Raw genomic sequence first — 23906 nt, 5'->3', positions numbered from 1 at the left:
CTCGGGACCGGAGATCTTGGTACGCGAGCGCCCCTGGCGGGGCCGTTTTGTACCAAGATCTCGGCCAGGCGAGGTCGTCAGCCGGGCCAGCCGGCGGCTTCGAGGGCGGTTCGGAGTTGACGGACGACTTCGGCGGCGTCTGCGCGGATCGCCCAGGCGGGGAAGCGAAGAACGCGGTCGCCCTCCAACCACAGGTCGTTCTGCCGCCGCATGTCCGCCCAGGCGGTCCGCGGATCGAGGTGCTGCCCGCCGTCGATCTCCACGTGGACTCGCCACTTTTCGAACCACGCGTCGAGATAGCGGCGGCGCCCGGCGGCATCGCGTCGGACGGCCTGGCGGGACGGCTCGGGCAGCCCGGCGCGACGGACCAGGTCGAGAAATTCGAGCTCGGCCAGGGAATGCGCGCCCCCGGCGACGTCCACGGCGGTTCGGTGGATCAACTGTCGACGGTGGGCCCGGGGCAGCCGCCCCAGGACGTGGTGCAGGTCGTCGCCGGCGACGAGTCGTTGCTGGAAGCCGGCCGCGATGATGGCCCTCGCCTCGGCGTCGGTGCGCGCCCACTGGGCCGCGTCCACCAGCGACCGGGCAGCTCTGGTGCGGGGCGGTCGCGCCAAGCGGTGGACGTCGGCTGCGGGAAGGAGGGTCGTGCGGTGGACGCGTACACCTGGCGGTATCGCACGGATCTGATGCCTCGCCGGCAGGAGCACGTGGATGGTCCGGCTGTCGTAACCGCGCAGCCCGCAGGCGTGAGCGGCCGTCAGGCCACCGAGCAGCGCGGCGGGGCCAGCCGCGAGCAGGGCGATCCACCAGCTCTGCTCGACAGTGATCGGGCCGTTGTGCGTGATCAGGACCGACCGGTGTGCCCGTCGCCAGCGGCCGCTGGACACCCGGTGGCGGATCGCCTTCGGTGACAGGTGTCGTCGCGCCTGGTCGAGGCTGATGACGGCATCCTGCTGGAACAGCAGCCAGGTCAGCTCGTCGGCGTCATCGCCGGGCAGCGCCCGCCGCAGCCCGGCCCACCCCGCATTCGCCCGCACGGACCCACCCTGCCCCCGCGCCCGCACAGCTGTCCGTCCCTGTGGATACCGCCCGAGATCTTGGTACGCGACCGCCCCTGGAGGGGCCGTCTCGTACCAAGATCTCGAACGTCAGGCGCCGAGGACGTGGGTCAGGTGGGGGTTGGTGAAGACGCGGTTCGGGTCCAGGCGGTCGCGGACCGCCTGGAAGTCGGCGAAGCGGGGGTACGCCGTGGCCAGTGACGCGGCGTCGCGGTAGTGCAGCTTGCCCCAGTGCGGACGACCGCCCAGCTCGGCGGCCACCTTCTCGAACGCCTGGAAGTACGGCTCGTACGGCATGCCGACGTACTGGTGCACTGCTACGTACGCGTTGTCCCGGCCGTAGCCGTGCGACAGCCAGATGTCGTCGGCGGCGGTGAAGCGCACCTCGACCGGGAACAGGACCTTGAACGGCAGCCCGTCCACGATCCGTCGCAGTGCGGTGAGCGCCTCGGGCAGCGCCTCGCGGGGCAGGCCGTACTCCATCTCGACGAAGCGGACCCGGCGCGGCGTGCAGAACACCCGGTCGGAGCGCCCGGTGTACTGCCGTTCGGTGAGCGCGCGGGCGGAGACGGCGCTGATGCCGGGTGCCAGCGCCGGCACGGCCCGGCCGAGGCGGCAGGCACCGGCGAAGACGGTGTTGGACAGGAAGTCGTCGTCCAGCCAGCCGCGCCAGCGGGGCAGCGGCCGGTCGTTGGCGGGCACCCGGTCGTTGGCCTTGACCTGGACCCGGGACGTGTACGGGAACCAGTAGAACTCGACGTGGTCGTGCCGGCCGATCAGCGCGGGCAGTTCGCCGAGCACGTCGGCCAGCTCGGCGGGACGTTCGTGGGCGCGGAGGACGAAGGCGTCCACGCAGCGCAGGGTCACCTCGACCAGGACGCCGAGCGCGCCGAGCGAGACCCGGGCGGCGGAGAAGACGTCGGGGTGTTCGTCGGCGGAGCAGCGCAGAACCTCGCCGGTGCCGGTGACCACTGTGAGGGCCTCGACGAAGGTGGACAGGCAGCCGTAGCCGGCGCCGGTGCCGTGGGTGCCTGTGGAGATCGCGCCGGCGACGGTCTGCGCGTCGATGTCGCCGAGGTTGGGCAGTGCGAGGCCGTGTCGGGCGAGCAGTCCGTTGAGCGTGTGCAGGGTCATTCCCGCCGGTACGGTGACGAGTCGACGCGCGACGTCGACGCTGACGCCGGTGTCCAACTCGGACAGCTCCATCCGCCGGTCGTCGGCAAGGGCGACAGCGGTGAACGAGTGGCCGCTGCCGGTGACGCGGATGCGGCCTCCGGCGGCGGCGGCGACCCGGACGGCTTCGGCGACGTCGTCCGGCGAGCCGGGGCGCAGGATCGCGGTGGCGCTGCCACGCTGGTTGCCGGCCCAGTTGGACCAGCGTGCGGTGAGCGGTGCGGTGCCGACCATGCGCGCTCCTCATTCATGAATATGAAGTGACTTCATATCAGGAACGTTGTACCTGGTAAATACCGCAATTGCGATCCGCTCGTTGTACCGGTAGTCACGGACTCGTGACGTGGAGATATGTTCATCCGTCGAAGGGGGGTGGCGCCGAGTGTCCACACCAGCCGCCACGACCGGGCCGCTGCGCCGCGTACCGGTGCAGGGTCGAAGTGTTGCGCGGGTCCAGCGCATGTTGGATGCCTGCGCCGAACTCGTCGACGAGGTGGGGTACGAGGGACTGACCACGACCCTGCTCGCCGAGCGGGCCGAAGTGGCGATCGGGTCGGTCTACCAGTTCTTCCCGGACAAACGGGCGATCGTGCAGGCGTTGACCCTGCGCACGATGGAGTCCTACCTGCAGCGGCTCGACGAGCGCTTCGCCTCCGACGAGATGACCCACTGGTGGGACGGCGTCGATGCGGGCATCGACGAGTACATCACGATGCACCGCACCGTCCCCGGCTTCCGTACCCTGCACTTCGGCGATGTGGTCGACCTGCACCTGCTCGATGAGCAGCGGGACAACAACGGCGTGATCGCCGATCAGTTGGCGCGGGTGCTCATCGAGCGCTTCGGGCTGACCGACGTGCCGAAGCTGCGCTTCGTCCTGGAGATCGCGGTGGAGGCCGCCGACGCGCTGATCAAGCTCGCGTTCCGGCGGAAGTCCGACGGCGACGAGCGGGTGCTGCTCGAGGCGAAGGCGCTGATCCGGGAGTACCTGCACCGCCAGGTCGACGGGCGCGACAGCGACCACTCCGCCGCCGAGCAGCAGGCCGAGGTCGTCCAGCACGCCTGAGTGGGCCTGCCGCGCGCCCGTCAGAGGAACGCGTGGCCCTCGCCCCGGTAGGTGGGCACTGTCGCCACGACCGCGTCCTCCTCGATCAGGTGCAGTTCGTTGACCCGTTCGCACAGCTCACCGGCCTTGGCGTGCCGGAACCACACCCGGTCGCCGACGCGCAGGGTGGCCGCCGCCGCGCCGGAGAGCGGTGTCTGCACCTCACCGGCGCCCTCGGTGCCGACGAGCTTCAGGCCGGCCGGCAGCCACGGTCGGGGCAGCCGGCTGTCGGCGGCCTGACCGGAGGCGATCCAACCGCCGCCGAGCACCGTCGCCAGCTCCGGCGTCGGCCGGCGGACCACCGCGCAGGCGAAGAACGCCGCAGGGCTGGGCCGCCAGGCGCGGTACGCGTCGAACAGCGTCGGCCCGTACAGGCCCGATCCCGCGGTGACCTCGGTGACCGCGGGATCGGCGCTGGTCGCGGCCACGCTGCCGGTGCCACCGCCGTTGACGAACTCCAGGTCGGCGTGCTCGCGTACCGCGGCCACCGCCGCGCCCCGGCGGGCCAGCAACTCGCGGTACGACCCGCGCTGGGCCAGCCTGATCGCGCCCGCCAGCAGCGTCCGCCCCGGCGGCGCGTCGCCCAGGCCGGCGATCTGCGCCTCGTACGACATGAGCCCGACCAGCCGGAAGCCGGGCCGGTCGGCGATGGTGGCGGCGAGCGCGCCGGCCGCCCGGGCGCTGTGCACCGGAGAGCGGCGGACGCCGACGTGCACCCCGCGCAGTGGTCGCCAGGAGGCGTCCAGGTCCAGGCAGAGCCGGAGCTCCTCGCGCTGCCCCGGGGCTCGGACGGCGTCGATGAAGTCCAGTTGCCCGATGCTGTCGATCATCAGGGTGACGGCGGCGGCGAGCGTCGAATCGGCGGCCAGTTCGGCAAGCGCGGCCCGGTCGGCGCTCGGGTACGCGACCAGCACGTCGTCGCTCAGGCCGGCCCGGACCAGCCAGATCGCCTCGGGCAGCGTGAACGCCATCACGCCGTGCCAGCCGGGTCGGGCGAGCGCCCGGCCGATCAGTTCCCGGCTGCGCACCGACTTGCTGGCCAGCCGGATCGGTTTGCCGGCGGCGCGGTCGGCGAGGGCCGCCGAGTTGGCGTCGAAGGCGGTGAGATCCACCACGGCGTACGGGGGGTCGAGATGGGCTGTCGCCCGGTCCAGGCGGTCGCGCAGTTTGTCGCTTTCGATGGCCACGTGTGCACGCTAACTGTCCGACGGTGAATGCGAAATACCCTCGCGTACGTCCCGGGCTGCGGCCGGCGCCTCCGGCGGCCTAGGCTCAGCGAGCAGGAGAATGTCGCCGGTGGGGCGGCCCCCACCGGGTCTAGAGTGTTCCACCGGGGGTGCCCAGCGATGGGCCGGCACGTGGAGGTACGGCCATCGAAAGCCAGAACAGCGGCGAGTCGCCCGGCGTGTCGCGCGCGGGTGACCAGTCGGGCAACGCCGCCAACCAGTCCAGCTCCGGTCAGGTCGATCCGTCCGGCTACGCCGCGATCCGCTCGGTTCTGCGGATCAGGCCGTTCCGACGGCTCTGGATCGTGCTCGGCGCGGCCTCCTTCGGCGACTGGCTCGGTCTGCTGGCCACCGCTCTCTTCGCCGCCTCGCAGGTGCAGGGCAGCACCGCCCAGGGCGCCGCGTTCGGCGGGGTGACCGCGATCCGGCTGCTGCCCGCGCTCGTGCTCGGCCCGGTGGCCGGCGTCTTCGCCGACCGGTTCGACAGACGCTGGACGATGGTCATCTGTGACCTGCTGCGCTTCGTGCTCTTCGCGTCCATTCCGCTCTACGCCCTCTCCGGCGCGGCGGGTGGCCTGGTGGTCGGCTGGGCGCTGATCGCCACCTTCCTGATCGAGTCGATCACCCTGCTCTGGATCCCGGCCAAGGAGGCCGCGGTCCCGAACCTCATCCCGCGGGCCCGGCTGGAGGCGGCCAACCAGCTCACCCTGATCACCACGTACGGGCTCACCCCGATCGCCGCAGCCGTCGGCCTGGCCGTGCTCGACCGGGGCGTCCGCGGCGCCGTGGGCGGCGACCTGCCCTCCTGGGCCGAACCGGCCCAGCTCGCGCTCTGGATCAACTCGCTGTCCCGGCTCGCCACCGCACTGGTGGTGGCCTTCGGGATCAAGGAGATCAGCGAGGCGCAACGCGGTGAGGTCGAGCGTGCCGAACAGAGCATGTTCCGGCAGTTCTCCGAGGGTTGGAAATACATCGGCAAGACCCCGCTGGTGCGTGGCCTGGTGCTGGGCATCTTCGGCGCGTTCGCCGGTGGCGGCATCGTGGTCGGCACGGCCAAGTTCTTCGCCAACTCGCTCGGCGCTGGCGACGCCGCGTTCTCGCTGCTCTTCGGCGCCATGTTCGCCGGTCTGGCCCTCGGCATCGGTCTGGGCCCGATGATCGTCAAGGACATGTCCCGGCGCCGGTGGTTCGGCATGAGCATCGTGCTGGCCAGCGCCGCCGTGATGACCCTCGCCTTCGCCATTCACCTGTCCATGGCGATCGTCGGCGCGGTCCTGGTCGGCGCCGGCGCCGGGATGGCCTTCCTGGCCGGCACCACGCTGCTGGGCGGCGAGGTGGCCGACGAGGTGCGCGGCCGGGTCTTCGCGGTGGTGCAGATCGGCACCCGGCTGGTGCTGATCCTGGCCATCGGCCTGAGCAGCGTGCTGGTAGGCGTCGGCGGCTCCCGCAAGCTGACCATCGCCGACCTCGGCATCTCCGTCTCCTCCACCCGACTGCTGCTGCTCGCCGCCGGTGCCGCCGGCATCTTCGCCGGGATCAGCGCGTTCGGCCAGATGGACGACAAGAAGGGCGTCCCCGTCCTCGCCGACCTCTGGGGCTCGATCCGTGGTCGCCCGCTGATGCCCTCCGAGCCGTTCGTCTCCGCCGGGCTCTTCGTGGTGTTCGAGGGCGGCGAGGGCGCCGGCAAGTCCACCCAGCTCGCCGCGCTCGCCGAGCGGCTGCGCGGCCAGGGGCGTGACGTCCTGGTCACCCGCGAGCCGGGGGCCACGACCGTCGGCAAGCGGATCCGCTCCCTGGTGCTGGACACCTCCGGCGACGACGCGCCCTCCCCGCGCGCCGAGGCGCTGCTCTACGCCGCCGACCGGGCGCACCACGTCGCCGCCGTGGTCCGGCCCGCGCTGGTCCGCGGTGATGTGGTGATCAGCGACCGGTACGTCGACTCGTCGCTGGCTTACCAGGGCGCGGGGCGGACGCTCCCGGTCGACGAGGTTTCCTGGCTGTCCTCCTGGGCCACCGGCGGGCTCAAGCCGGACCTGGTGGTGCTGCTCGACGTCGAGCCGCGGACCGGCCTGTCCCGGGTCGCCTCGCGCAGCGCGGGCGCCGACCGGCTGGAGGCCGAGTCGATAGCCTTCCACGAGCGCGTCCGGTACGCCTTCCTGGACCTGGCCGCCGCCGACCCGAAGCGCTACCTGGTGCTCGACGCGTCCCGGCCGGCCGACGAGATCACCGGGCTGGTGGTCCGGCGCGTTTCGGAGATGCTGGGCAAGCCGGGTGGCATCGTGCACCCTCGCCCCGCGCAGGGCCCGGACACGTCGGTGCAGCCGGAGTTATCCGACGCGGAGCTGGTGATGATGGAGCACAAGACCTGATGCCGGACGTCTTCGCCGACCTGGTCGGTCAGGACGAGGCGGTAGCCGAACTGCGCCGGGCCGCCGCCGCGGCGGCAGCCGTGCTGCGCGCCGGTGCGGCCGACCGGGCACCCGCGCTGATCTCCGCCGGCCCGGCCAGCCCTGGCGAGGCCGGTGACACCGAGCCCGGCCTGCTGGATCCGTCGACCGGGATGACGCACGCCTGGATCTTCACCGGGCCGCCCGGCTCCGGCCGTTCGGTCGCCGCCCGCGCCTTCGCCGCCGCCCTGCAGTGCACGTACGGCACCGGCTGCGGCGAGTGCCCCGGCTGCCACACCACGATGGGCGGCACCAACGCCGACGTCCGGATGGTGGTGCCGGAGGGGCTCTCCATAGGCGTCGGCGAGATGCGTGCGCTGGTGCTGCGCGCGGCCAGCACCCCGTCCGGCGGGCGCTGGCAGGTGGTGGTCATCGAGGATGCCGACCGGCTCACCGAGGCGGCCAGCAACGCGCTGCTCAAGGCCGTCGAGGAGCCGCCGCCGCGTACGGTCTTCCTGCTCTGCGCCCCCTCCACCCACCCCGACGACGTGTCGGTGACCATCCGGTCGCGCTGTCGGGTCGTACCCCTGCGGCAGCCGCCGGCCGCGGCGGTGGCCGAGGTGCTGGTCCGTCGGGACGGCATCGCGCCCGACGTGGCGCAGTGGGCGGCGGCCGCGGCGCAGGGGCACGTGGGTCGGGCCCGCCGGCTGGCCCGCGACCCGGAGGCCCGCAAGCGGCGTGAGGCGGTGCTCGCCGTGCCACGACGGTTGACAGGCGTCGGCGCGGCGTTCGACGCGGCTTCCGCGCTGATCGAGGCGGCCGAGGCGGAGGCCGAGGCGTCGGTGTCCGAGGCCGACGCGACCGAACGGGCGGCGCTGGAGACCGCGCTCGGCGCGGGCGGCACCGGCCGGGGCGCGGCCGGCGCGCTGCGTGGTGCCGCCGGGCAGCTCAAGGAGTTGGAGAAGCGGCAGAAGTCGCGTGCCACCCGGGCCCAGCGGGACGCGCTGGACCGGGCGCTCGTCGACCTGGCCGGCTTCTACCGGGACGCGCTCACCATGGCGCTGCGAGCCCCGATCGACCCGGTGCACACCGACACCGCCGCGCTCGCCGGCGCGGGAGCCCAGAAGTGGGACGCCGAGGGGTCGCTGCGCCGACTGGAGGCCGTCCTCGCCTGCCGGACGGCGATCGAGGCGAACGTCAAGCCGCGGATCGCGGTCGAGGCGATGATGCTCGCCCTCTGGAAGGGCTGACCCGCAGCTCCAGCCGGTTGTCCACAGCCATCGACACGCGCGATTGCTGTGCGGTACGGTCCGGTGTGCCGTGGTGACGGTGGCGGCACGCTCAGTGAGGGCCCATCCGGGAGGAGCCGCCGATGCCGCGGGGGGAGATCGACGAGGCCTGGATCGAGGAGGCGGTGCGGCGCTACCGCCGCATCGAATCGCTGCAGGCCGAGTTCGACCAGGCCGTGTCGACGGTCGAGGTCACCGTCCGGTCGCCGGACGGGTTGGTCGAGGTGGTGGTCACCGCCGGAGGGCGGATCACCGACGTCCGGTTCCTCGGGCCGCTGCACACCCGCAGCCCACGGGACGTGGCCGGCTCGGTGCAGGCCGCCGTCACCGCGGCCGCCGACGCCGCCGAGTGGGCCCGGGAGAAGTTGCACAACGAGACGTTCGCCGCCTACCGACCGCTCGCGGGGGCCTGACATGGACGCACTGCGCGCGCTCTCCGCCCGGCTCGACGAGGCGAGCGCCACGCTCACCACCCTGTCCCACACGGTCACCGCCAGCGACCCGGCCCAGGCGGCGTTCGGTACGGACGCCCCGGGCCGCCCCGGCGAGATCGGTCGCGCGCTGCACCGACAGTGGACCGCCGCCACCGACGACCGGGCCCGCGAGGCACGAGCCGCCGCCGGTCGGCTCGCCGCCGCCGCCTCGGCGATCCGCGAGGCCGCCGACCGGTACGCCGAGGTCGACCGCGCCGCCCGCCGTCGGATCATCGGAGAGCCGTGATGGACCCACTGGACCGGCTCGCCGAACCCGGCCTCGACCTGCTCCACCGGGTGGACGCGTTGCTCGCGGCAGGCGTCCCCGAAGGGCACCGGGTCTGGCCTCTGCTGCGCCGGATGCAGGTGCTGCCGGGTGACGCCGTCCGTGGCTTCCTCGACCTCCACCCGGCGCCGCTCGCAAGCGCCGGGCACGCCGTCCGCCGGCTCGTCCGGGGGTACGACGACGTCGGCGCCGCGCTCACCGACCCGGTGCTCTGGTCCGGCCCGGCCGCCTCGGCGTACGGGCAGGAGCGCGCGGCGCTGCTGCGTCACCTTGACGAGGGCCCGGAGAGCCTGGTCGGTCGACTGGACTCCACCGCCGGGTACGCGGACGCGCTCGCCGACTGGGTGGAGGGCAGCCGCCTCGCCCTGGCCCGCACGATCGCCGACGTGCTGCGCTCGGCCGAGGCGGTGGCCGTTGTCGCCGCCACCGCCGCCGGCCCGCCGACCCGCCTGACGCCCGTCGGTCCGGGTGTCGCCGACGCGGCCGAGATCGCCGCCCGGGTGCTGGCGGTGCTGTGCGTCGCGTACGACGGGGCCGAGACACTGCTGCGCCAGTGGGCGCCGAGCCTGGCCGAGTCCATCTGGCGGTCGCCGCTGGACGGCCGTCCCCGCTACGACCAGCCCACCCGGGTCGGCTGGTAGCCGATCGCCGCGGCTCGTCCCCCTCGGGGAGCGCGTCGCCGTCGGGCAGCTCTGCGGACAGGCCACGGCGTCGCTCGCGGGCGCCCGAGCAGAGTCGACGCCCACGGCGACGCCGTGGTCTTCCCCCTGCACCCCCCGCAGGTCTGCCTCCACTCAACGCCGCCCGGCGGCGTTTGTCCCCCACCCGCGGCCGGATTCAACCGTCCGGGCGAGGGTCATCGGCACGACGGGTGGCCCGGCAATCGGTCGAGTCGACGGTCATGGATGGCAGCGGAGGGATTGGCCGCTGCGTCGTTGGCGGTGCTGCGTCGTAAGGTGGGGGGATGGGCATGCTCTGCGCGGTCAGCTTCAACCGGTACGGGCGCCTCTACTACCTCGACCCGGGCGAGTTGCGTCCGCAGGTGGGTGACCGGGTGCTCGTGCCGACGGACGACGGGCCCGAGGTGGCCGAGTGCGTCTGGGCCGCCCAGTGGGTGACCGAGGAGACCGACGGCTTTCCCCGGCTGGTCGGGCTGGCCGGCGACGACGACCTGCGCCGAGACGAGGCGCTGCGTCGTCGTAAGGCCGAGGCGAAGGTGGCGGCGAAGCGCCTGATCCGCGCACACGGTCTCCCGATGAAGGTGGTGGCCGTCGACCACGTGCTCGGCTCCGCCGACGGTGGCGGCGAGCGCAGCACCGTCTACTTCACCGCCCCGCACCGGGTGGACTTCCGTTCCCTGGTCCGCGACCTGGGCGCCACCCTGCACTGCCGGGTCGAGCTGCGGCAGCTCTCGGCACGGGACTCGGCCCGCGTCCAGGGCGGCATCGGCTCGTGTGGTCGGGACCTGTGCTGCGCGACGTTCCTCACCGACTTCGAGCCGGTGACCATCCGGATGGCCAAGGACCAGGATCTGCCGCTGAACCCGCTGCGCATCTCCGGGGCGTGTGGCCGGTTGATGTGCTGCCTGAAGTACGAGCACCCGCTGTACCAGCGCTTCCAGGCGACCGCGCCGGCCGTCGGCAGCCGTGTCTCCACCCCGGAGGGCGAGGGTCGGGTGGTCGGCCACAGCGTGCCGAAAGACGCGGTGACCGTTCGCCTGGACGCCGACGGTTCCCGCTGCTCCTGCTCCCGCGCCTCCGTCTGCGCCCCCCGCCAAGCCCACGACCAGCACTACACCCCCTAACCCCCTCCTCGCAGTGGCCTCTCCACCCCCCGTTGATCATGAAGTTATTGCCACCTGCCCCGGCGTGTCGGGACAATAACTTCATGATCAACGGGGGGTGGGCGGGGGTCGGGCGGGGTTAGGGCGGGGTTAGTGCAGGACTATCGGGGGTTCTGTCAGGTGGGGGGTTAGCGGGGTTTTCGGGGTTAGCCAGCTTGTCGTGGGGTCGTCGTCGGGGTTCACCTGCCAGTCGCGGGAGACCCGGTCCACCCCGATCGGATAGACGGTGAGCGTGCCGTCCGGGTCGATGCGCAACCGCAGGAACGACTTGGAATCCTCGATGCCCTGCCCGGCGAACAGCTCGTTGACGTTCACACCGAACGAACCGGCGACCAGCAGGTACGCCGCTACCAGCTGGCTCGCCACCAGGCCGATGACCGGGCCGTACAGCACCGCCGCGGCGGCCGCCGGCAGCGGCCACGGCCAGTCGTAGAACGGCAGCGCCAACCAGATCCACGTGCCACCGGCGGCCAGCGCCACCTGGGCCACGCCGTGGCTGACGCCGAGAATCCAGTGCCGGGCATGCCGCTTGCCGCTGGCGCTCGGCGGTTTGGCGAAGAGGGCCGCCGCCACCACCGTCACGAGCACCATCAGCACCAGCGGGACGCTGAACAGACGCTGGTTGGTGCTGTCGGCCCAGTTCGCGGTCGCTCCCGCCATGGCCAGCATCAGCAGGGTGTGCAGCGTGCCGAGCAACGTGGTGAAGCCGGGATTGCGGAACGGCAGTCGGGCGAAGATGCCCCACCCGTAGCGCCGGGAGCGGGCCGCGTCCGGATAGCGGGCCACCAGGTCGTACGGCTGGGTGCGGCTGGCCCGTCGGGCCAGGGTGTCCCGGGGTGGCACCTCGATGCGTTGCGGCAGCTTGTGCGTGGGGTACAGGTACGCCCCGCCACCCCCGCAGGTGATCAACTGCCGGTCCGGGCCGGCATAGCGGGCGTAGTGGTGCAGGTCGCCGGAGAGCAGCAGCCGCACCTGCGCCGCGGTCGGGTCGATGATGGTCCGGACGAAGTAGTCGATCGAGTCGTACGCCGTCGGGTCGTCGGCGGCCTTGACCCACGTCGGCGACGGCGCCGCGATGATCACCTTCGACTCCGGGGTGAGCCGCCGGGCCACCTCGTCGAAGTAGGCCAACTGCGGGTCGTCCAGGTACGAGCCGGACTGGTCGTCCACACCCAGCAGCCACCAACCGGCCGGCAACTCCACGGCGAAGTACGACCGCGACTGCCCGGTGCGCCAGCCGGCGAAGTTACGGTCCCGGGAGCGGACGAACAAGCGCAGGAAAGCGGTCAGGCCGTCGTACCAGTCATGGTTGCCCGGCACCGCGAACAGCGTGGGACGGTCGGGCGGGGTCGCCGGCAGCGCGGCCTGGTAGGGCCCCTTGCACCGGTTCTCGTACTCCGCGTAGGCCGCCGACGGGTACACCTGGTCCCCGCCCATCACCAGGGTCTGCGCGCGGGGCAGCCGGTGCCCGTCCACGGTCAGCTCGGGCTGCGCCAGCAGGTACGCGACGGAGTAGGTGGCGTGGAAGCCGTCACCGAGGTCGGCCACGTAGTCGAGCCACAGCCCGCCGTCCGGCCCCGCCTGGCGGAAGATGTCGTCGCCGAAGGCATTCTGCAACTCGCGCTTGTCCAGGTACGCGCCGAAGAGGATCGCCAGCAGCGTCCGGATGCCGGTGCTGATCAGCAGGAACGGGGCCAGCCAGGGCACCGGCTTGCGGGGGGTGAAGCCCAGCTCCAGCGGATCGGTGGAGCGCGGCCGGCGAGGGGCCCGCTCCCCGTCGGGCTCGCCCGCCGAGGTCTGGTGATCGTCGCGTTCGTCACTCACCCGCCGCAGCGTAGTGCCGGTCCCCGTGAAGCGCTGTCTGGTAATCAGCCAGATGACGGTTGTTGTCCGGTTGGTGCCAGCGGAGGCGCGGGGGTATCCCGTTCGGTCCGAGGTCGGGGGGTGCCGTACACTTGCTGATCGTTGCCGCCTTAGCTCAGTCGGCTAGAGCGACGCACTCGTAATGCGTAGGTCGACGGTTCGATTCCGTCAGGCGGCTCCATAGAAAGGCCCAGGTCACCGGCTTGATCGCCGATCATGACCTGGGCCTTTTGCTTGCCGTCGTTAGACCGAGCAGCCAAGTGAGCAGCCAACCTGCTCACCGGACCACAGCGCCCCCGCCAGTCGTGCCGCAGCTTCCCGCGCGACCTGGGGGGCCACGTGTGCGTAGATGTTGAGAGTGACGGTGTCGCCCTCTCGTCCGAGGCTGACGCGCGTTCGCGGGGCTGACTGTGAAGACTGTTCCGGCTCTCGTCAGACACCTCCTATGCCCCTTGCGGCGAGGCAGCGAGAAGGCAGCGCAAGCCTTGATACGGGTCGAGCCCGAACGTCAGGCGACGACGGCCGAGACCTGCTCGTCGACGCGATTCGCCACCGCCTGGCACTGGCCCACAGCTTGCGTCCGCATCCCCCGGGGGCCTGAGCCGCGTGCCGGATGGCTGTCGACAGCAACCGCGCCGGACGTAAGCACGCTGAAGAGTCCGCGTGGACGAAGCTCCGAGCGTGCAGCCGTTCCCGGACGAGCACGGACAACCGTGCACAGAGCTTGTAAGCGAGGCGTCAGGGGTAGGGCGCTGCGTCGGAAGTCCGGATCATGCATGGCGCGTAGGGCTGCGGCCAGGGCGCTTACTGGCGATCATGGTTGAGTGAGTCAGTGCTTCAGCGTCCACGGCATCGACGTTTGGGATGTCGCTACCACGGTGGCCCAACTCTTCTATCAGACCGCTGGGGCGATGGTCGTGGTTACCGGGCGGCCTCACGGCATCCGAGACCTCGAGCGGGACGAGTACGACGTGGACCTGCCCACGTATCAGGAGTTCGTCGGGGAACTCACTCGGCGGTACCTAGAAGGCAGGCACAGGGTCCTCGTCCCGCTGATCGAGGGCTTCCTTCCGACGGCGCTCGCACTGCTGCGCAAGGCTGGCGGAGACGTACCTCTGCTCGCAGAAACCGCTGCGAGGGATCCCAAGAAGGCCCGGGACCTACGTGACGGTCGCAGTGACATCACGCAGGCGAAGAGACTGCTCGCCCTGGCCGATGGCCTCGCAACCTCCATCTCGGCCTGACCGCCAGGTCGCAACGTTCGAACCTGGCACGGTCGAGCAGCCAATCGAGCAGGCAAACCGGCGAGCAACAGCGGACGATCGCGGACGGGGACACTACGTCAAGCAGGGGGACCACGGGGCGGACCAGCGCCATGGAGCCGACTCGTAATGCGTAGGTCGACGGTTCGATTCCGTCAGGCGGCTCCACAGAAAGGCCCAGGTCACCGGCATGATTGCGGATCATGACCTGGGCCTTTTGCTTGTCGCCGTCAGTCCGGGCAGGCAACGTATTCACCTGCACAGGAGAGGGTTCGACAACTTCCGCAGGCAGGTCGTGCCGGGGGAGCCGCGAATCGAGGACGGCCTCCCCGACCCCCTGAACTCGGATCAGTGGGCCGGCGACCCCAACCACGTCGAGGTCCGGCCACACCTGCCGAGGTGCACTACGCCGGGAAGCCGTCGTCACCGTCGGCGTTATCCCGGGTTTCCGTCGCCGGTCAGCGGGAAGCCCGGCCGGTCCGCGGCCTCGTTGGAACTGCGCAGCGCGCCGACGGCAGCCAACCCCGCCCCGGCGAGCGCGATCGCCGTCTCCACGGCCGACGAGACCTGAAGGGAGGCTTCCCCTGACGCGCCCACCGCCATCCCTGCTACCAGGAAGGGGTCCTGGTCAGGGTTTGTCATCTTCCACCAGCCGGACCACACCGCGGCGAGGTTCGAGTACATGTCTGCCGCTGTGAGGGACAGCAGGAACAACCCCGCCGGGAGCAGCCGACGGCGGTCGGCCCGCCCTCCGGACAGCGCGAGTGCCCCCATGCTCACGAGGGCGGCGAGCAGCGCCGGCCACACCGTCCCGAGCAGCTCCGGCAGGGGATGGTCGACGAACTCCTGGGTCGAGTCCAGCCCGAACCAGGCGAACAGCAGCAGCGCGAGGACTGCCGTCGCCGCACCCCGCCGTCTGCCACGAGACGGTAGCGCCAACACACCGGCCGCGAGACACACAACGCCAAGCGCCACACCCAGCGCGGCGAGCCGTTGCCTGTCGATCGCGTCCCGCCATCGCCCCACGATGGACGTCTCTGCCGCTGGCCCGTAGGCCACCCAGCCCACGTCGATGACCTGCTCCTGATGCCAGAGCAGTCTCATGGCCGCCACCACGGCCAGTAGCCCGACACCGGCGGCGACGGTCCATCGCACCCGGCGCGCACCGCGATGCAGCAGAACGTAGCCGAGCAGTGCGAGCAGCATGACCAGGCCGAACTGCATCGACGCAGCCGGCATGGCGAGCAGCGCCGCCGCGGCCGAGAGCAGACCGCCCGCCACGGATGCGACGAGCAGGCCGAACGGAAGACGCATGGCGGAGATCGTGACACGTGAGTCGTTGGTGCGTAGCCCCGGTTGAGCGAGTGGCGGGGTTGCCGCTGCCGGCCGCACGACGGCCCGGAGCCGCGGCCGGTCAGTTCGCGGTCGGAGAGAAGTCGGCGCCTCGCCGGTCCCGGCAGTACTCGCCCGGCGTCATCCCGAAGTAGGCCCGGAACGCCTGGATGAACGCGCTGGGACCGCTGTAACCGCTGGCCGCGGCGGTCGTGGTCACCGACTCGCCCTCGGCGATCAACGTGAGCGAGTGGTGCAGCCGCAGTTGCGTCCGCCAGTGCGGGAACGACATCCCGGTCTGCTCCCGGAAGAGCCGGCTGAGGGTACGCGCACCGGCCCCCACCGCCATGCCCAACTCGGCGAGGGTGCGGCGGTCGGTGGGGTCGTCGAGCAGGATCTCGGCAAGGTTCCGCAGCCGGGAATCGGCCGGGTACGGCAGGCGCAGGCGCAACGTGGCCGCCCGTCGTAGCTGGTCCAGAGCGACGCGTTCGAGGTTGTCCCGTTCGTCGTCGGTCAACTCCTCGTCGTCGGTCAGGCAGACGATCACCTCGCGCAGCAGCGGCGAGACGGCCAGGGCGGTCGGCTGATCCACGCCCAGCGGGTTCAGCGGGCGGTCGAACATGATCGCGCGCATGTCGGTGGGGCCGTACGCCCGATGGGCATGGGCGACGCCGGCCGGAATCCACACCGCCCGGTCCGGCGGCACGGTCCACATCGCCGTCGGCGTCGACACTCCCAGCACGCCGTTGCGGGGGCAGACCAACTGGTGGCGCGGGTGGTGGTGCCAGTCGATCCGGTCGCGGTCGGCCAGGGGCACCCGGGCAGGCCCGTCCACATCGTGGCTGCTTGCCGACATAAATCGGCAGGATATCAATAGCCCGCAATTGGAGGACCGGGCATTCTTCCTGCAGGACACCTAACGAGAGAGCTGATGGTGGCAGAGACAAGCAGCCGAGCGAATCCGCTCAGCGCGGAGCCAGCGCTGGCACCGGCCGAGGGCCTGGACGGGCAACCGTCGGCGTGGCGACGGATGCGCCTGTGGGGCGCGGCCCACGCCGTCGACGACCTCTACCAGGGTCTGGTGCCGGCCTGCGTTCCGTACTTCGTGCTGGATCGCCACTACAGCTACGTCGCCGCCGGCGGTCTCACGCTCGCCGCGACCCTGGGCAGCTCCATTCCGCAGCCTTTCGTCGGCGTCGCCGTCGACCGATACCGGCTCGACTGGCTCGCTGCGGCGGGGGTGACGCTCGCCGGAATCGGGCTCGGGCTCTCCGGTCTCGTGCACAGCTACGCGGCGGTCTGGCTTCTGCTCTGCGTGTCGGGGCTCGGGGTGGCGATGTTCCATCCGGCCGCCGGGAAGTCGGCTCGGGTGGCGGCGGGCGAGAGCGCGACAGCCATGAGCATCTTCGCCGCCGGGGGCAGTGTCGGGTTCTTTCTCGCGCCGGTACTGGCCACTCCCGCGCTGATCGCGATGGGCGTGGGCGCGACCGCGCTCTTCATTCCGCCGGCCGTACTCATGGGTTTCCTGCTGTACCGCAATCGACTACAGCGGCCGGCAGGACGCGGCGTTTCGCACAGCGGCCGCGACCAGTGGGTTCCCTTTCTGGTGCTGACCTGTATCGAGACCGTCAGGTCGGTCGCCTTCTTCGGTGCGATCACCTTCATCGAGTTGTTCTGGATCCGCCATCTGGGCGCGGGCAAGAGTCTCGCCGGCGCGGCGCTGGCGTGCTTCCTGGTCGGTGGAGTGGCCGGAACGCTGTTGGGCGGGCGGATCGCCGACCGTATGGGCATGGTCCGCACCGTGCAGCTCGGCGCGATCGTCGCCATCCCCGCGCTCGTCGGCCTGCGGTTCACGCCCGGGGAGTACCCGCCGCTCCTCTTCGCTGTGCTCGCCGGCATCGCCCTGAACATCCCGTTCGCCGTCCTGGTCAAGCTGGGCCAGGACTACCTGCCGACGCGGCCCGGCACCGCCGCGGGTGTGACGCTCGGGCTCGCCGTGAGCATCGGCGGCCTCCTCGCGCCCGTCCTCGGTGTGGCGGCGCAGTCCTGGGGGCCCCAGGGTGTGTTCACCATCATCTGTCTGATTCCCCTGGTGGCACTGGCCCTCGGCGTGTTCCTCACCGAGCCGCGGAAATGACGCGGCCAGCCGATCCGGGCGCCACCCCCGCTGCGCTGCGCGTTGGCCGTCCCCGAGCCGGCCACACCGCACCTGCACACGAGGTGATCCCCGCCGTGACCGCTGAACGCCGAACCAGCACGGGCGTTCTGGCCGGCACCGCGGCGTACTTCATCTGGGGTCTGTTGACCCTCTACTGGCCGCTGCTGGAGCCGGCGCCCGCGATGGAGATCCTCGCCCACCGCATCGTCTGGTCCCTGGTCTTCGTCGTCATCGTGCTGGCGATCCAGCGCGACCTCACCTGGTGGCGGGTGCTGCACCGCCAGCCGCGAGTCCTGGCGCTGCTGGCGGGCGCCGGCTGTTTCGTGGGCGCGAACTGGGGCCTCTACATCTGGGCGGTCAACAGTGGGCGGGTGATCGAGGCGGCCCTCGGCTACTACATAAACCCGCTCTTCAGTGCCCTTCTCGGCCTGGTGGTGCTGCGGGAACGGATGGCTGTCGCGCAGTGGGCCGGCGTGGCCCTGGCCACGGGGGGTGTGGTGTGGCTGGGGATCGACGCCGGACGGCCGCCGTGGGTGGCGATCGGTCTCGCTGCCACCTTCGGAATCTACGGGCTTCTCCGCAAGTGGGCGGCCATGCCGAGTTGGCGGGCACTGGCGGTGGAGACGGCCGCGCTGGCCATTCCCGCCGCCGCGTACATCGCCTTCCTGTCGACGACGGGTCAGAGCCATTTCGCGCACAGTCCGGTCCGCTCCGCCTTGTTCGTCAGCACCGGTCTGATCACCGCTCTGCCGCTTGTCCTGTTCGGCTTCGCTGCCGTCCGGACGCCGCTGACGGTCCTCGGGATGCTTCAGTTCCTGCTGCCGACGATGCAGTTCCTCATCGGCTACTTCGGACTGCACGAATCGATAAGCACCGTAGGCCTGGGGGCCTACTGCCTGGTCTGGGCGGGCGCGGCGTTCTTCCTGGCCTCCTACGCCTGGCGGCAGACCCGCCCCGAGGACCGCCGAGCGTAGGACGTCGTCACGATCAGCGACGACACGGAATTCGTGCCGATGACCAACTGTCGACAGTGTTCGCAGCTCGGGGCCAGCAGGAGTCACAGAGAGCTGACGACGTGAGGGATCAGGGCTCTCGTCGTCCGAAGATGATGCCGCCGAGCTTGCTCTCGGGCGAGGTGACGGTCATCTCGGCCTCCACCGCGAAACCACTGTCGCGCAGCCAGGCCGCGACCTGGGCCGGCCGACGGCGGTGCACACGGAGCTTCATCGGATGGCCGCCGTACCCCTCGGTCTTGAGGGTCGTCTCGTCGCCCACGTGGAAGCCGACCAGCAGCGGACCTCCGGAGCGCACCACCCGCCGGAAGTGCGCGAGGACCTGGCCGAGCCGCTCGTCGGGAATGTGGATGAGCGAGTACCAGGCGACCACGCCGGCCACCGAACCGTCGGCCAGGTCGAGATCGGTCATGGTGCCGACCTCGAACCTCAGCTCGGGGTGATCCCGGCGGGCCACCGCGATCATCCCGGGGGAGAGGTCAATCCCGAAAGCGGCGACGCCCAGGCCGTTCAGGTGAGCCGTGATGCGACCCGGACCGCACCCCACGTCCGCGACCGGACCACCACCCCGGGAGCGTACGAGGTCGGCGAACAGCGCCAGAGCCGCCCGTTCGTAGGGTGCCTGCGCCAGGAAGTCCCGGACCAGGTGCGCGTAACTGACCGCGACCGTGTCGTAGGACGTGCGGGTGTCTGCCAACCAACCGTCGACGCTCATGGCGGCCACGTTAGAGGGCGGGGGCGGAAGGGACGATCAGCAACGCACGCCGATCCGGCACCGCGTCCACCCGACCTCCGGGGCGCCCGTCCATGGCAATACGGTCAATGTCATGAACGACAATCACAGCGTCACATCCGGACCTCGCCGAACCCCCAGCCGTGCTCCGCGTCGCCGCTGCGCAGTACCCGTCCAAGGGGCTTCTCCCGGCACGCCGAGTACAGCCCGAACCGGAAACCAGCAAGCCGCCGCCGCACTGCCGAGGGCAGCGCGATGAAACTGCGTCCCGTGCTGTTGGGTGCCGTCGCCCTCGTTCTCGCACTCGTGTCGGCCGCTCTGTCCGTGCCCGCGGGCACACCGGTCACCGCCCACGCCGCAGCCGCCTGTCCCACGCCAGCCCGACCGACGATGAAGATCCTGACCGTGGGCGACTCGATCACCGAGGGCGCGACGATGACCGGCTCGGTGAGCGCCGCCTACCGCGCGGAGCTGGGGCGACTGCTCAACGAGAACTGCGTCCCGCACACCTTCGCCGTCGCGGCGCTGGGAGGCACGACCTGCAACTACTGGACGTCGCGGATGGCGGACCTGGTCAGCAGGCACCAACCCGACCTGATCCTGGTCAACTGCGGGACGAACAACAACCTGTCGACCGCCGGCGCGGAGCAGATCACCGCGTTCGAGCGTACGTACCGGACACTCTTCGACACGGCGCTGGACATGGACCCGGACGTCGTCATGTATCCGGCCCTCGTGCAGTACAGCGCCGGACATGGCACGACCGGCTGCACGACCCCACCCGGCCCGAGCCCGGCCTGGCTGCCCGCGAGCGAAGCCGTGGTCAACGACGCGATCTACCGCAGCATCAGGATCATCGACGAGTTCGGCAAGCGTGTACCGACCTGGATCGACTACCAGTCCATCCCCGAGAGCTACCTGGACCAGTGCGGAGTGCACCCCACGCCCGGTGGTTACGACGTGATGGGCCGGCTTGCCTACAACACCATCGCCCCGCGGTTGGGCGTACCGCTGGCGCCGCTGCCGTGTGGGTTGGTCGGCCGTCGCCCGGGCGCACCGGTCGGTGACTGGACTCCCTGCGCAGGGATGAACCTCAACTCATGAGGCACGTCCGGTCACCGCAGCGAGCACCAACGCCCGCTGTCCATACTGAAAGCGCGGCCCCGATTGGCCGTTTTCGCCCAACCTCTGGAGGTGCCGTCCATGCCGCCAACGCCACTGATCATCAGCCTGCCGATCGCCGACCGCCCGACCTCGTTCCGCTTCTACCGCGACGGTCTCGGCCTGGAGGCGGTGGGTGAGCCGGCCGATGACGGCATCCCGGAGCCGTTGCAGTTCGTGGTGAACGACGGGCTGCGCCTGATGCTCATTCCGACCGGCGGCTTCGGCTGGGTGATCGGCGGACGCGAGGTAGCGCCGAGGGGGCAGAGCGAGTGCCTGCTCGGCCTCGGCGCCGCCACCCCGGCCGAGGCGGACGCGATCGTCGAGCGGGCGCACGCCGCCGGCGGCGAGGTGGTCTCCGCGCCGACCCCACAACCCTGGGGGTACGCGGGCGTCTTCGCCGACCCGGACGGCCACCTGTGGATGGTGTCGGTCGAGCCGCACGCCCGCCGTTAAGGTGACGCCATGACGGTACGTGGACTACGGCGCATCATCGTCTCGGTAGCCGACCGGGAACGGGCGCTGGCGCTCTACCGGGATGCGTTGGGTCTGGTGGAGAAGTACAGCGCGGGTGACATGGTGGTCCTCGCCGTCGCGGACACCGGGGTCGAGCTTCTGCTGCACGAACGCCCACCCACGCCCGGGTTGGCCGGTGTCGCCGCGAGCTTCCTCGTGTCGGATGTCGACGAGGCGACCACCGCAGCGCAGAAGGCAGGTGCCCAGGTCGTCGACGCCCCCGCCGATCAGCCCTGGGGTGAACGACAGTCGGTGCTCACCGATCCGGACGGGCACGTTCTCTGCCTGGTGGCACCGATGGTCTGACCGTCTGCCGCCCATGTCGGCCGAGCAGCCGCTGATGCGCGATGGCAACGAGGGCTTGTTACTCCGCCCGATTTCATATGGTCAACAGACCGCCATTGCGTAGGGTGTCGTCCTTGATCGCGATGAGATTCGCGGAGACGTACGAGATGTTGTGCGTCTGGTGCCACTCGCTCGGGTAGTACGTGACCAGCCGTGACGTCTGGAAACGGCACTTGATCTCAGGCACGAATCGAGAATATTTGGCGTCAGTGAAGTACCAGAACGAGTTTTCGTTGTAGAACGCCACGTGGGTCGGGTCCTGGTAGGCCCCACGACCGTCGGTGCTGGGTGTCAGCGACAGCAGCATTCCGTTCGGCGCGAGCAGTCGATACAACTCGTTGAAGAGAGCGACTTTGTCCGGTACGTGTTCCAGGAAATCCACTGCCCTGATGACCCCGACGCTGTTGTCCGGCAGGTCGACCCCGTTTGTGATGTCACAGATGATGTCGACGCCCGGCCCGTCGTGGTAATCCAGACCCCGATAGCCTTCCGGCTTGTTGTGTGCCGCACCGAGGTCGATCGCCAGGAGCCCCTGTCGTCGTGACCAGGTGAGCGCATTCTGTTGGATGTTCCGGTCGTATATCGCCACGGTGCGCTGCTGGATGCGGGCGTTGACGTCGGGAATGCGCTGCGTGTTCTTGGCATGCATGCGCTGCAGGTACAGGCACTTCTGAATGTGGTGGAACTCGCTGACCTGGTAGATCCGAGCCATGAGATCGGCGTCGTCAGCGACGTCGAGCGAGTCGTCGTATCCGCCAACCTTCTCGTAGATGTCCCGGCGGAAGGCGCGCACGTGGTTCGGCGCGTACCAGATGTAGCTCACATTGTGCGGCGTCGGCGGCATCGCGCGGCAGACCAGCACCTCGCGGCCGTCCACCTTCTCGTCGTAGTGACGCCAGCCGAAGGAACTCGCGAAGCGGTCTTCGCAGCGGCTACCGTCCTCCTGGATCTGCGCGGTGTCGCTGTAGGCGAAACCCACCTCCGGGTTGAGGTCGAAGGCCGCGACGATCTCCTGCAGGCAGTCGCTGCTGAGCACATCGTCGTCGTCCAGCTCGACGAGGATGTCCCCGTTAGCCTCGGAGCAGGCGTACCCCTTGATGGCGCCGACGCCGTTCAGGTTGTCCTGGACGATGAGCCGGACCCGGTCGTCATGTCGCTCGGGCCGCCAACGGGACCCCTGGTTGAGCACCACCACCCATTCCCAGTCGGTGAAGGTCTGCGCCAGCAGCGACTGGAAACATTCGTCGATGAATCGAGTGCGGTTGCTTCCCGTGAAGACCGTTACGCGCGGTGTGTGCATCGAGCCGGTCACCTCCCCGCCCGAGCCGAGGACGAAGCGGTCGGAGCCGCTCGGTACTTCGCCGGAACCGACGACGCGAGCCGCTTGTCCAGCCGGATCGCCGTGCTGAAGGCGTTCCGCGCCCCAGCGGTGTCACCGGATTGGGACAGCAGCGTGCCCAGCCGAAGATAAGCGGTCGATGCTTTGCTGTCGATCGACACGACCTTGCGGTAAATGTCCACCGACTTCGTCGGCTCCGTACTCTCCAGCGCGATGGCCTTGTTGTAGAGGGCCGGCTTGTAGCTGGCGTCGGCGGCCAGTGCCTTGTCGTAGCTGCTGATCGCCTCGTCGTTCTGGTTACGTGACTGGGCGATGAAGCCCAGATTGAACCAGGCGAACTTGTTGTTTTCGTCGGCGTCCAACACCTTCTCGAACGTGGCCTTCGCTTCGTCGAGCTTGCCGGCTTGACCCTGTTCGACCCCGAGCTTCAGCAGATCCGCCGACGCAGCCCCGGTGTTGTCGCCGCCGTTCGGCTTATCGCTGTTGCCGGAGTTGCTCGGCTGCGGTTTGCCAGGAGACTCCTCGCTGCATCCTGTGGCACCGGTCAGCAGGACCGCACCACAGGCGAGCGACCCGAGTATCTGACGCGTTCTCATTTATTCTCCTTGAACGATGGCGGGCCTTCGGATTTGCTGGCCGGCCTGCTGATGTGATTGCTGCGACCGGCGCTGCCCGACGTGTTGGCCGCAGGCCCAGAACGCGACCGTTTAGTCGAGTGAGATGCAGGACACCCAGATGTCCGCGCCTCCGCCAGTGAAAGTGAACTGGTAGCCGCTGATCGACAAGGGCTGGATCAGCACCGGATTGACACCCGCGCCCGACAGTTGATAGCCGGTTCCGACGGCAATGTCTCCGGCCTGGCACCCGAAATCAACGGGGGTATCCGCGATCACCGTCAGCGGTCCCTGAATATAGGCGGCCTGGATGCCGGTGCCCGCCACTCCCTGTACGCCCTGCGGTCCCTGAGGGCCGGTGTCACCTTGGGCGCCTTGGAAGCCTTGCGCGCCTTGAACGCCGGTGTCGCCCTGGGCACCGGCGGTGCCTTGGGCGCCCTGTGCTCCCTGCGGTCCTTGAGGACCTGTGTTGCCTTGGGCGCCTTGAGCACCGGTTTCGCCCTGGCTGCCCTGGAAGCCTTGCGCCCCCTGGGCGCCTTGTGCGCCGGTGTTGCCTTGTGCGCCTTGGAAGCCCTGAGTTCCCTGCGCGCCGGTGTCGCCTTGGGCGCCTTGTGCGCCGGTGTTGCCTTGGGCGCCTTGGAAGCCCTGAGTTCCCTGCGCGCCGGTGTCGCCCTGGGCGCCTTGTGCGCCGGTGTTGCCTTGGGCGCCTTGGAAGCCCTGAGTTCCCTGC

At 70.4% G+C, this 23906-nt stretch carries 22 protein-coding genes, 1 tRNA gene and 1 pseudogene; 14 read left to right on the top strand and 10 right to left on the bottom strand.

The window, feature by feature from the left end; translation table 11 throughout:
* Positions 1-77: 77 nt before the first annotated feature.
* Both ACGFIE_RS02430 and ACGFIE_RS02425 read right to left on the bottom strand, forming a co-directional pair.
* On the bottom strand, positions 78-1037 hold the full coding sequence (locus tag ACGFIE_RS02430; protein WP_393290232.1) for a DUF559 domain-containing protein: 960 nt from the start codon (positions 1035-1037) through the stop codon (positions 78-80).
* A 111-nt stretch (positions 1038-1148) separates the two neighbouring features.
* On the bottom strand, positions 1149-2465 hold the full coding sequence (locus ACGFIE_RS02425; RefSeq protein WP_393290229.1) for a D-arabinono-1,4-lactone oxidase: 1317 nt from the start codon (positions 2463-2465) through the stop codon (positions 1149-1151).
* 226 nt (positions 2466-2691) lie between these two features.
* Between ACGFIE_RS02425 and ACGFIE_RS02420 the strand changes: the two genes are divergently transcribed.
* Positions 2692-3297, top strand: coding sequence for a TetR family transcriptional regulator (locus tag ACGFIE_RS02420; RefSeq protein ID WP_393291246.1), 606 nt, complete (start codon positions 2692-2694; stop codon positions 3295-3297).
* 20 nt (positions 3298-3317) lie between these two features.
* On the opposite strand, the gene ACGFIE_RS02415 is transcribed toward ACGFIE_RS02420, so the two are convergent.
* Positions 3318-4523 (bottom strand): amino acid deaminase/aldolase, encoded by a 1206-nt coding sequence (locus ACGFIE_RS02415; protein ID WP_393290227.1) that lies wholly within the window; start codon positions 4521-4523, stop codon positions 3318-3320.
* Between the two features lie 317 nt (positions 4524-4840).
* Here ACGFIE_RS02415 and tmk point away from each other — a divergent pair, with 317 nt between their 5' ends.
* From tmk to ACGFIE_RS02385, 6 genes are all read left to right on the top strand, one after another.
* Positions 4841-6931 (top strand): dTMP kinase, encoded by a 2091-nt coding sequence (gene tmk / locus ACGFIE_RS02410; RefSeq protein WP_393291243.1) that lies wholly within the window; start codon positions 4841-4843, stop codon positions 6929-6931.
* Positions 6931-8199, top strand: a complete 1269-nt coding sequence (locus ACGFIE_RS02405) for a DNA polymerase III subunit delta' (RefSeq protein WP_393290225.1) — start codon at positions 6931-6933, stop codon at positions 8197-8199. Before tmk ends, ACGFIE_RS02405 begins: the two co-directional genes overlap by 1 nt.
* 122 nt (positions 8200-8321) lie before the next feature.
* The gene (locus ACGFIE_RS02400; RefSeq protein WP_007454690.1) at positions 8322-8651 is read left to right on the top strand and encodes a YbaB/EbfC family nucleoid-associated protein; all 330 of its coding nucleotides are present in this window, start codon (positions 8322-8324) and stop codon (positions 8649-8651) included.
* Position 8652: 1 nt separating this feature from the next.
* Positions 8653-8958 (top strand): hypothetical protein, encoded by a 306-nt coding sequence (locus ACGFIE_RS02395; RefSeq protein ID WP_363687826.1) that lies wholly within the window; start codon positions 8653-8655, stop codon positions 8956-8958.
* The gene (locus ACGFIE_RS02390; RefSeq protein WP_393290223.1) at positions 8958-9638 is read left to right on the top strand and encodes a hypothetical protein; all 681 of its coding nucleotides are present in this window, start codon (positions 8958-8960) and stop codon (positions 9636-9638) included. The genes ACGFIE_RS02395 and ACGFIE_RS02390 overlap by 1 nt, the downstream gene beginning before the upstream one ends.
* A 323-nt stretch (positions 9639-9961) precedes the next feature.
* On the top strand, positions 9962-10801 hold the full coding sequence (locus ACGFIE_RS02385; protein ID WP_393290220.1) for a stage 0 sporulation family protein: 840 nt from the start codon (positions 9962-9964) through the stop codon (positions 10799-10801).
* 129 nt (positions 10802-10930) lie between these two features.
* On the opposite strand, the gene ACGFIE_RS02380 is transcribed toward ACGFIE_RS02385, so the two are convergent.
* Positions 10931-12664 (bottom strand): metallophosphoesterase family protein, encoded by a 1734-nt coding sequence (locus ACGFIE_RS02380; RefSeq protein WP_393290218.1) that lies wholly within the window; start codon positions 12662-12664, stop codon positions 10931-10933.
* A gap of 143 nt (positions 12665-12807) precedes the next feature.
* On the opposite strand from ACGFIE_RS02380, the gene ACGFIE_RS02375 reads away from it, so the two are divergent.
* Positions 12808-12884: transfer RNA gene (locus tag ACGFIE_RS02375), tRNA-Thr, on the top strand.
* Positions 12885-13527: 643 nt separating this feature from the next.
* Positions 13528-13947 carry a DUF6086 family protein gene (locus ACGFIE_RS02370; protein WP_393290216.1) on the top strand — a complete coding sequence of 140 codons (420 nt, stop codon included), beginning with the start codon at positions 13528-13530 and terminating at the stop codon, positions 13945-13947.
* 453 nt (positions 13948-14400) lie between these two features.
* On the opposite strand, the gene ACGFIE_RS02365 is transcribed toward ACGFIE_RS02370, so the two are convergent.
* Both ACGFIE_RS02365 and ACGFIE_RS02360 read right to left on the bottom strand, forming a co-directional pair.
* Positions 14401-15279, bottom strand: a complete 879-nt coding sequence (locus tag ACGFIE_RS02365) for an aminopeptidase (protein ID WP_393290213.1) — start codon at positions 15277-15279, stop codon at positions 14401-14403.
* A 100-nt stretch (positions 15280-15379) separates the two neighbouring features.
* Positions 15380-16153: an AraC family transcriptional regulator gene (locus ACGFIE_RS02360; RefSeq protein WP_393290211.1), complete on the bottom strand. Its 774-nt coding sequence runs from the start codon at positions 16151-16153 to the stop codon at positions 15380-15382.
* A gap of 75 nt (positions 16154-16228) precedes the next feature.
* Between ACGFIE_RS02360 and ACGFIE_RS02355 the strand changes: the two genes are divergently transcribed.
* Complete coding sequence (locus ACGFIE_RS02355) at positions 16229-17434, top strand: MFS transporter (RefSeq protein WP_393290209.1); 1206 nt, start codon at positions 16229-16231, stop codon at positions 17432-17434.
* Positions 17435-17529: 95 nt separating this feature from the next.
* Positions 17530-18429, top strand: coding sequence for an EamA family transporter RarD (gene rarD, locus ACGFIE_RS02350; RefSeq protein WP_393290207.1), 900 nt, complete (start codon positions 17530-17532; stop codon positions 18427-18429).
* Positions 18430-18538: 109 nt separating this feature from the next.
* Here rarD and ACGFIE_RS02345 read toward each other — a convergent pair whose 3' ends face one another.
* Entirely contained in the window at positions 18539-19183 is a 645-nt protein-coding gene (locus ACGFIE_RS02345) for a class I SAM-dependent DNA methyltransferase (RefSeq protein ID WP_393290206.1), read from the bottom strand.
* A 273-nt stretch (positions 19184-19456) separates the two neighbouring features.
* On the opposite strand from ACGFIE_RS02345, the gene ACGFIE_RS02340 reads away from it, so the two are divergent.
* From ACGFIE_RS02340 to ACGFIE_RS02330, 3 genes are all read left to right on the top strand, one after another.
* On the top strand, positions 19457-20305 hold the full coding sequence (locus ACGFIE_RS02340) for an SGNH/GDSL hydrolase family protein (RefSeq protein WP_393290204.1): 849 nt from the start codon (positions 19457-19459) through the stop codon (positions 20303-20305).
* Positions 20306-20404: 99 nt separating this feature from the next.
* Positions 20405-20818 carry a VOC family protein gene (locus ACGFIE_RS02335; RefSeq protein WP_393290202.1) on the top strand — a complete coding sequence of 138 codons (414 nt, stop codon included), beginning with the start codon at positions 20405-20407 and terminating at the stop codon, positions 20816-20818.
* Between the two features lie 9 nt (positions 20819-20827).
* Positions 20828-21184 carry a VOC family protein gene (locus ACGFIE_RS02330; protein WP_393290200.1) on the top strand — a complete coding sequence of 119 codons (357 nt, stop codon included), beginning with the start codon at positions 20828-20830 and terminating at the stop codon, positions 21182-21184.
* A gap of 73 nt (positions 21185-21257) precedes the next feature.
* On the opposite strand, the gene ACGFIE_RS02325 is transcribed toward ACGFIE_RS02330, so the two are convergent.
* From ACGFIE_RS02325 to ACGFIE_RS02315, 3 genes and pseudogenes are all read right to left on the bottom strand, one after another.
* Complete coding sequence (locus ACGFIE_RS02325; protein ID WP_393290198.1) at positions 21258-22535, bottom strand: glycosyltransferase; 1278 nt, start codon at positions 22533-22535, stop codon at positions 21258-21260.
* Entirely contained in the window at positions 22532-23158 is a 627-nt protein-coding gene (locus ACGFIE_RS02320) for a tetratricopeptide repeat protein (RefSeq protein ID WP_393290196.1), read from the bottom strand. Before ACGFIE_RS02320 ends, ACGFIE_RS02325 begins: the two co-directional genes overlap by 4 nt.
* 111 nt (positions 23159-23269) lie before the next feature.
* A pseudogene (locus tag ACGFIE_RS02315) lies at positions 23270-23906 on the bottom strand (hypothetical protein); the annotation flags it as partial.

This window comes from Micromonospora sp. NPDC049275, from assembly GCF_043197115.1.
GTDB lineage: Bacteria > Actinomycetota > Actinomycetes > Mycobacteriales > Micromonosporaceae > Micromonospora.
Note: the sequence above shows the minus strand (reverse complement) of the source record. Positions and strands in the feature narration are given on the sequence as shown.

Excerpts from the sequence above, each read along its gene's own strand:
- ACGFIE_RS02425 (WP_393290229.1), bottom strand. The coding sequence starts at position 2,465 with ATGGTCGGCACCGCACCGCTCACCGCACGCTGGTCCAACTGGGCCGGC.
- ACGFIE_RS02420 (WP_393291246.1), top strand. The coding sequence starts at position 2,692 with ATGTTGGATGCCTGCGCCGAACTCGTCGACGAGGTGGGGTACGAGGGA.
- ACGFIE_RS02405 (WP_393290225.1), top strand. The coding sequence starts at position 6,931 with ATGCCGGACGTCTTCGCCGACCTGGTCGGTCAGGACGAGGCGGTAGCC.
- ACGFIE_RS02400 (WP_007454690.1), top strand. The coding sequence starts at position 8,322 with ATGCCGCGGGGGGAGATCGACGAGGCCTGGATCGAGGAGGCGGTGCGG.
- ACGFIE_RS02395 (WP_363687826.1), top strand. The coding sequence starts at position 8,653 with ATGGACGCACTGCGCGCGCTCTCCGCCCGGCTCGACGAGGCGAGCGCC.
- ACGFIE_RS02390 (WP_393290223.1), top strand. The coding sequence starts at position 8,958 with ATGGACCCACTGGACCGGCTCGCCGAACCCGGCCTCGACCTGCTCCAC.
- ACGFIE_RS02385 (WP_393290220.1), top strand. The coding sequence starts at position 9,962 with ATGGGCATGCTCTGCGCGGTCAGCTTCAACCGGTACGGGCGCCTCTAC.
- ACGFIE_RS02365 (WP_393290213.1), bottom strand. The coding sequence starts at position 15,279 with ATGCGTCTTCCGTTCGGCCTGCTCGTCGCATCCGTGGCGGGCGGTCTG.
- ACGFIE_RS02360 (WP_393290211.1), bottom strand. The coding sequence starts at position 16,153 with ATGTCGGCAAGCAGCCACGATGTGGACGGGCCTGCCCGGGTGCCCCTG.
- ACGFIE_RS02355 (WP_393290209.1), top strand. The coding sequence starts at position 16,229 with ATGGTGGCAGAGACAAGCAGCCGAGCGAATCCGCTCAGCGCGGAGCCA.
- ACGFIE_RS02345 (WP_393290206.1), bottom strand. The coding sequence starts at position 19,183 with ATGAGCGTCGACGGTTGGTTGGCAGACACCCGCACGTCCTACGACACG.
- ACGFIE_RS02340 (WP_393290204.1), top strand. The coding sequence starts at position 19,457 with ATGAAACTGCGTCCCGTGCTGTTGGGTGCCGTCGCCCTCGTTCTCGCA.
- ACGFIE_RS02335 (WP_393290202.1), top strand. The coding sequence starts at position 20,405 with ATGCCGCCAACGCCACTGATCATCAGCCTGCCGATCGCCGACCGCCCG.
- ACGFIE_RS02330 (WP_393290200.1), top strand. The coding sequence starts at position 20,828 with ATGACGGTACGTGGACTACGGCGCATCATCGTCTCGGTAGCCGACCGG.
- ACGFIE_RS02320 (WP_393290196.1), bottom strand. The coding sequence starts at position 23,158 with ATGAGAACGCGTCAGATACTCGGGTCGCTCGCCTGTGGTGCGGTCCTG.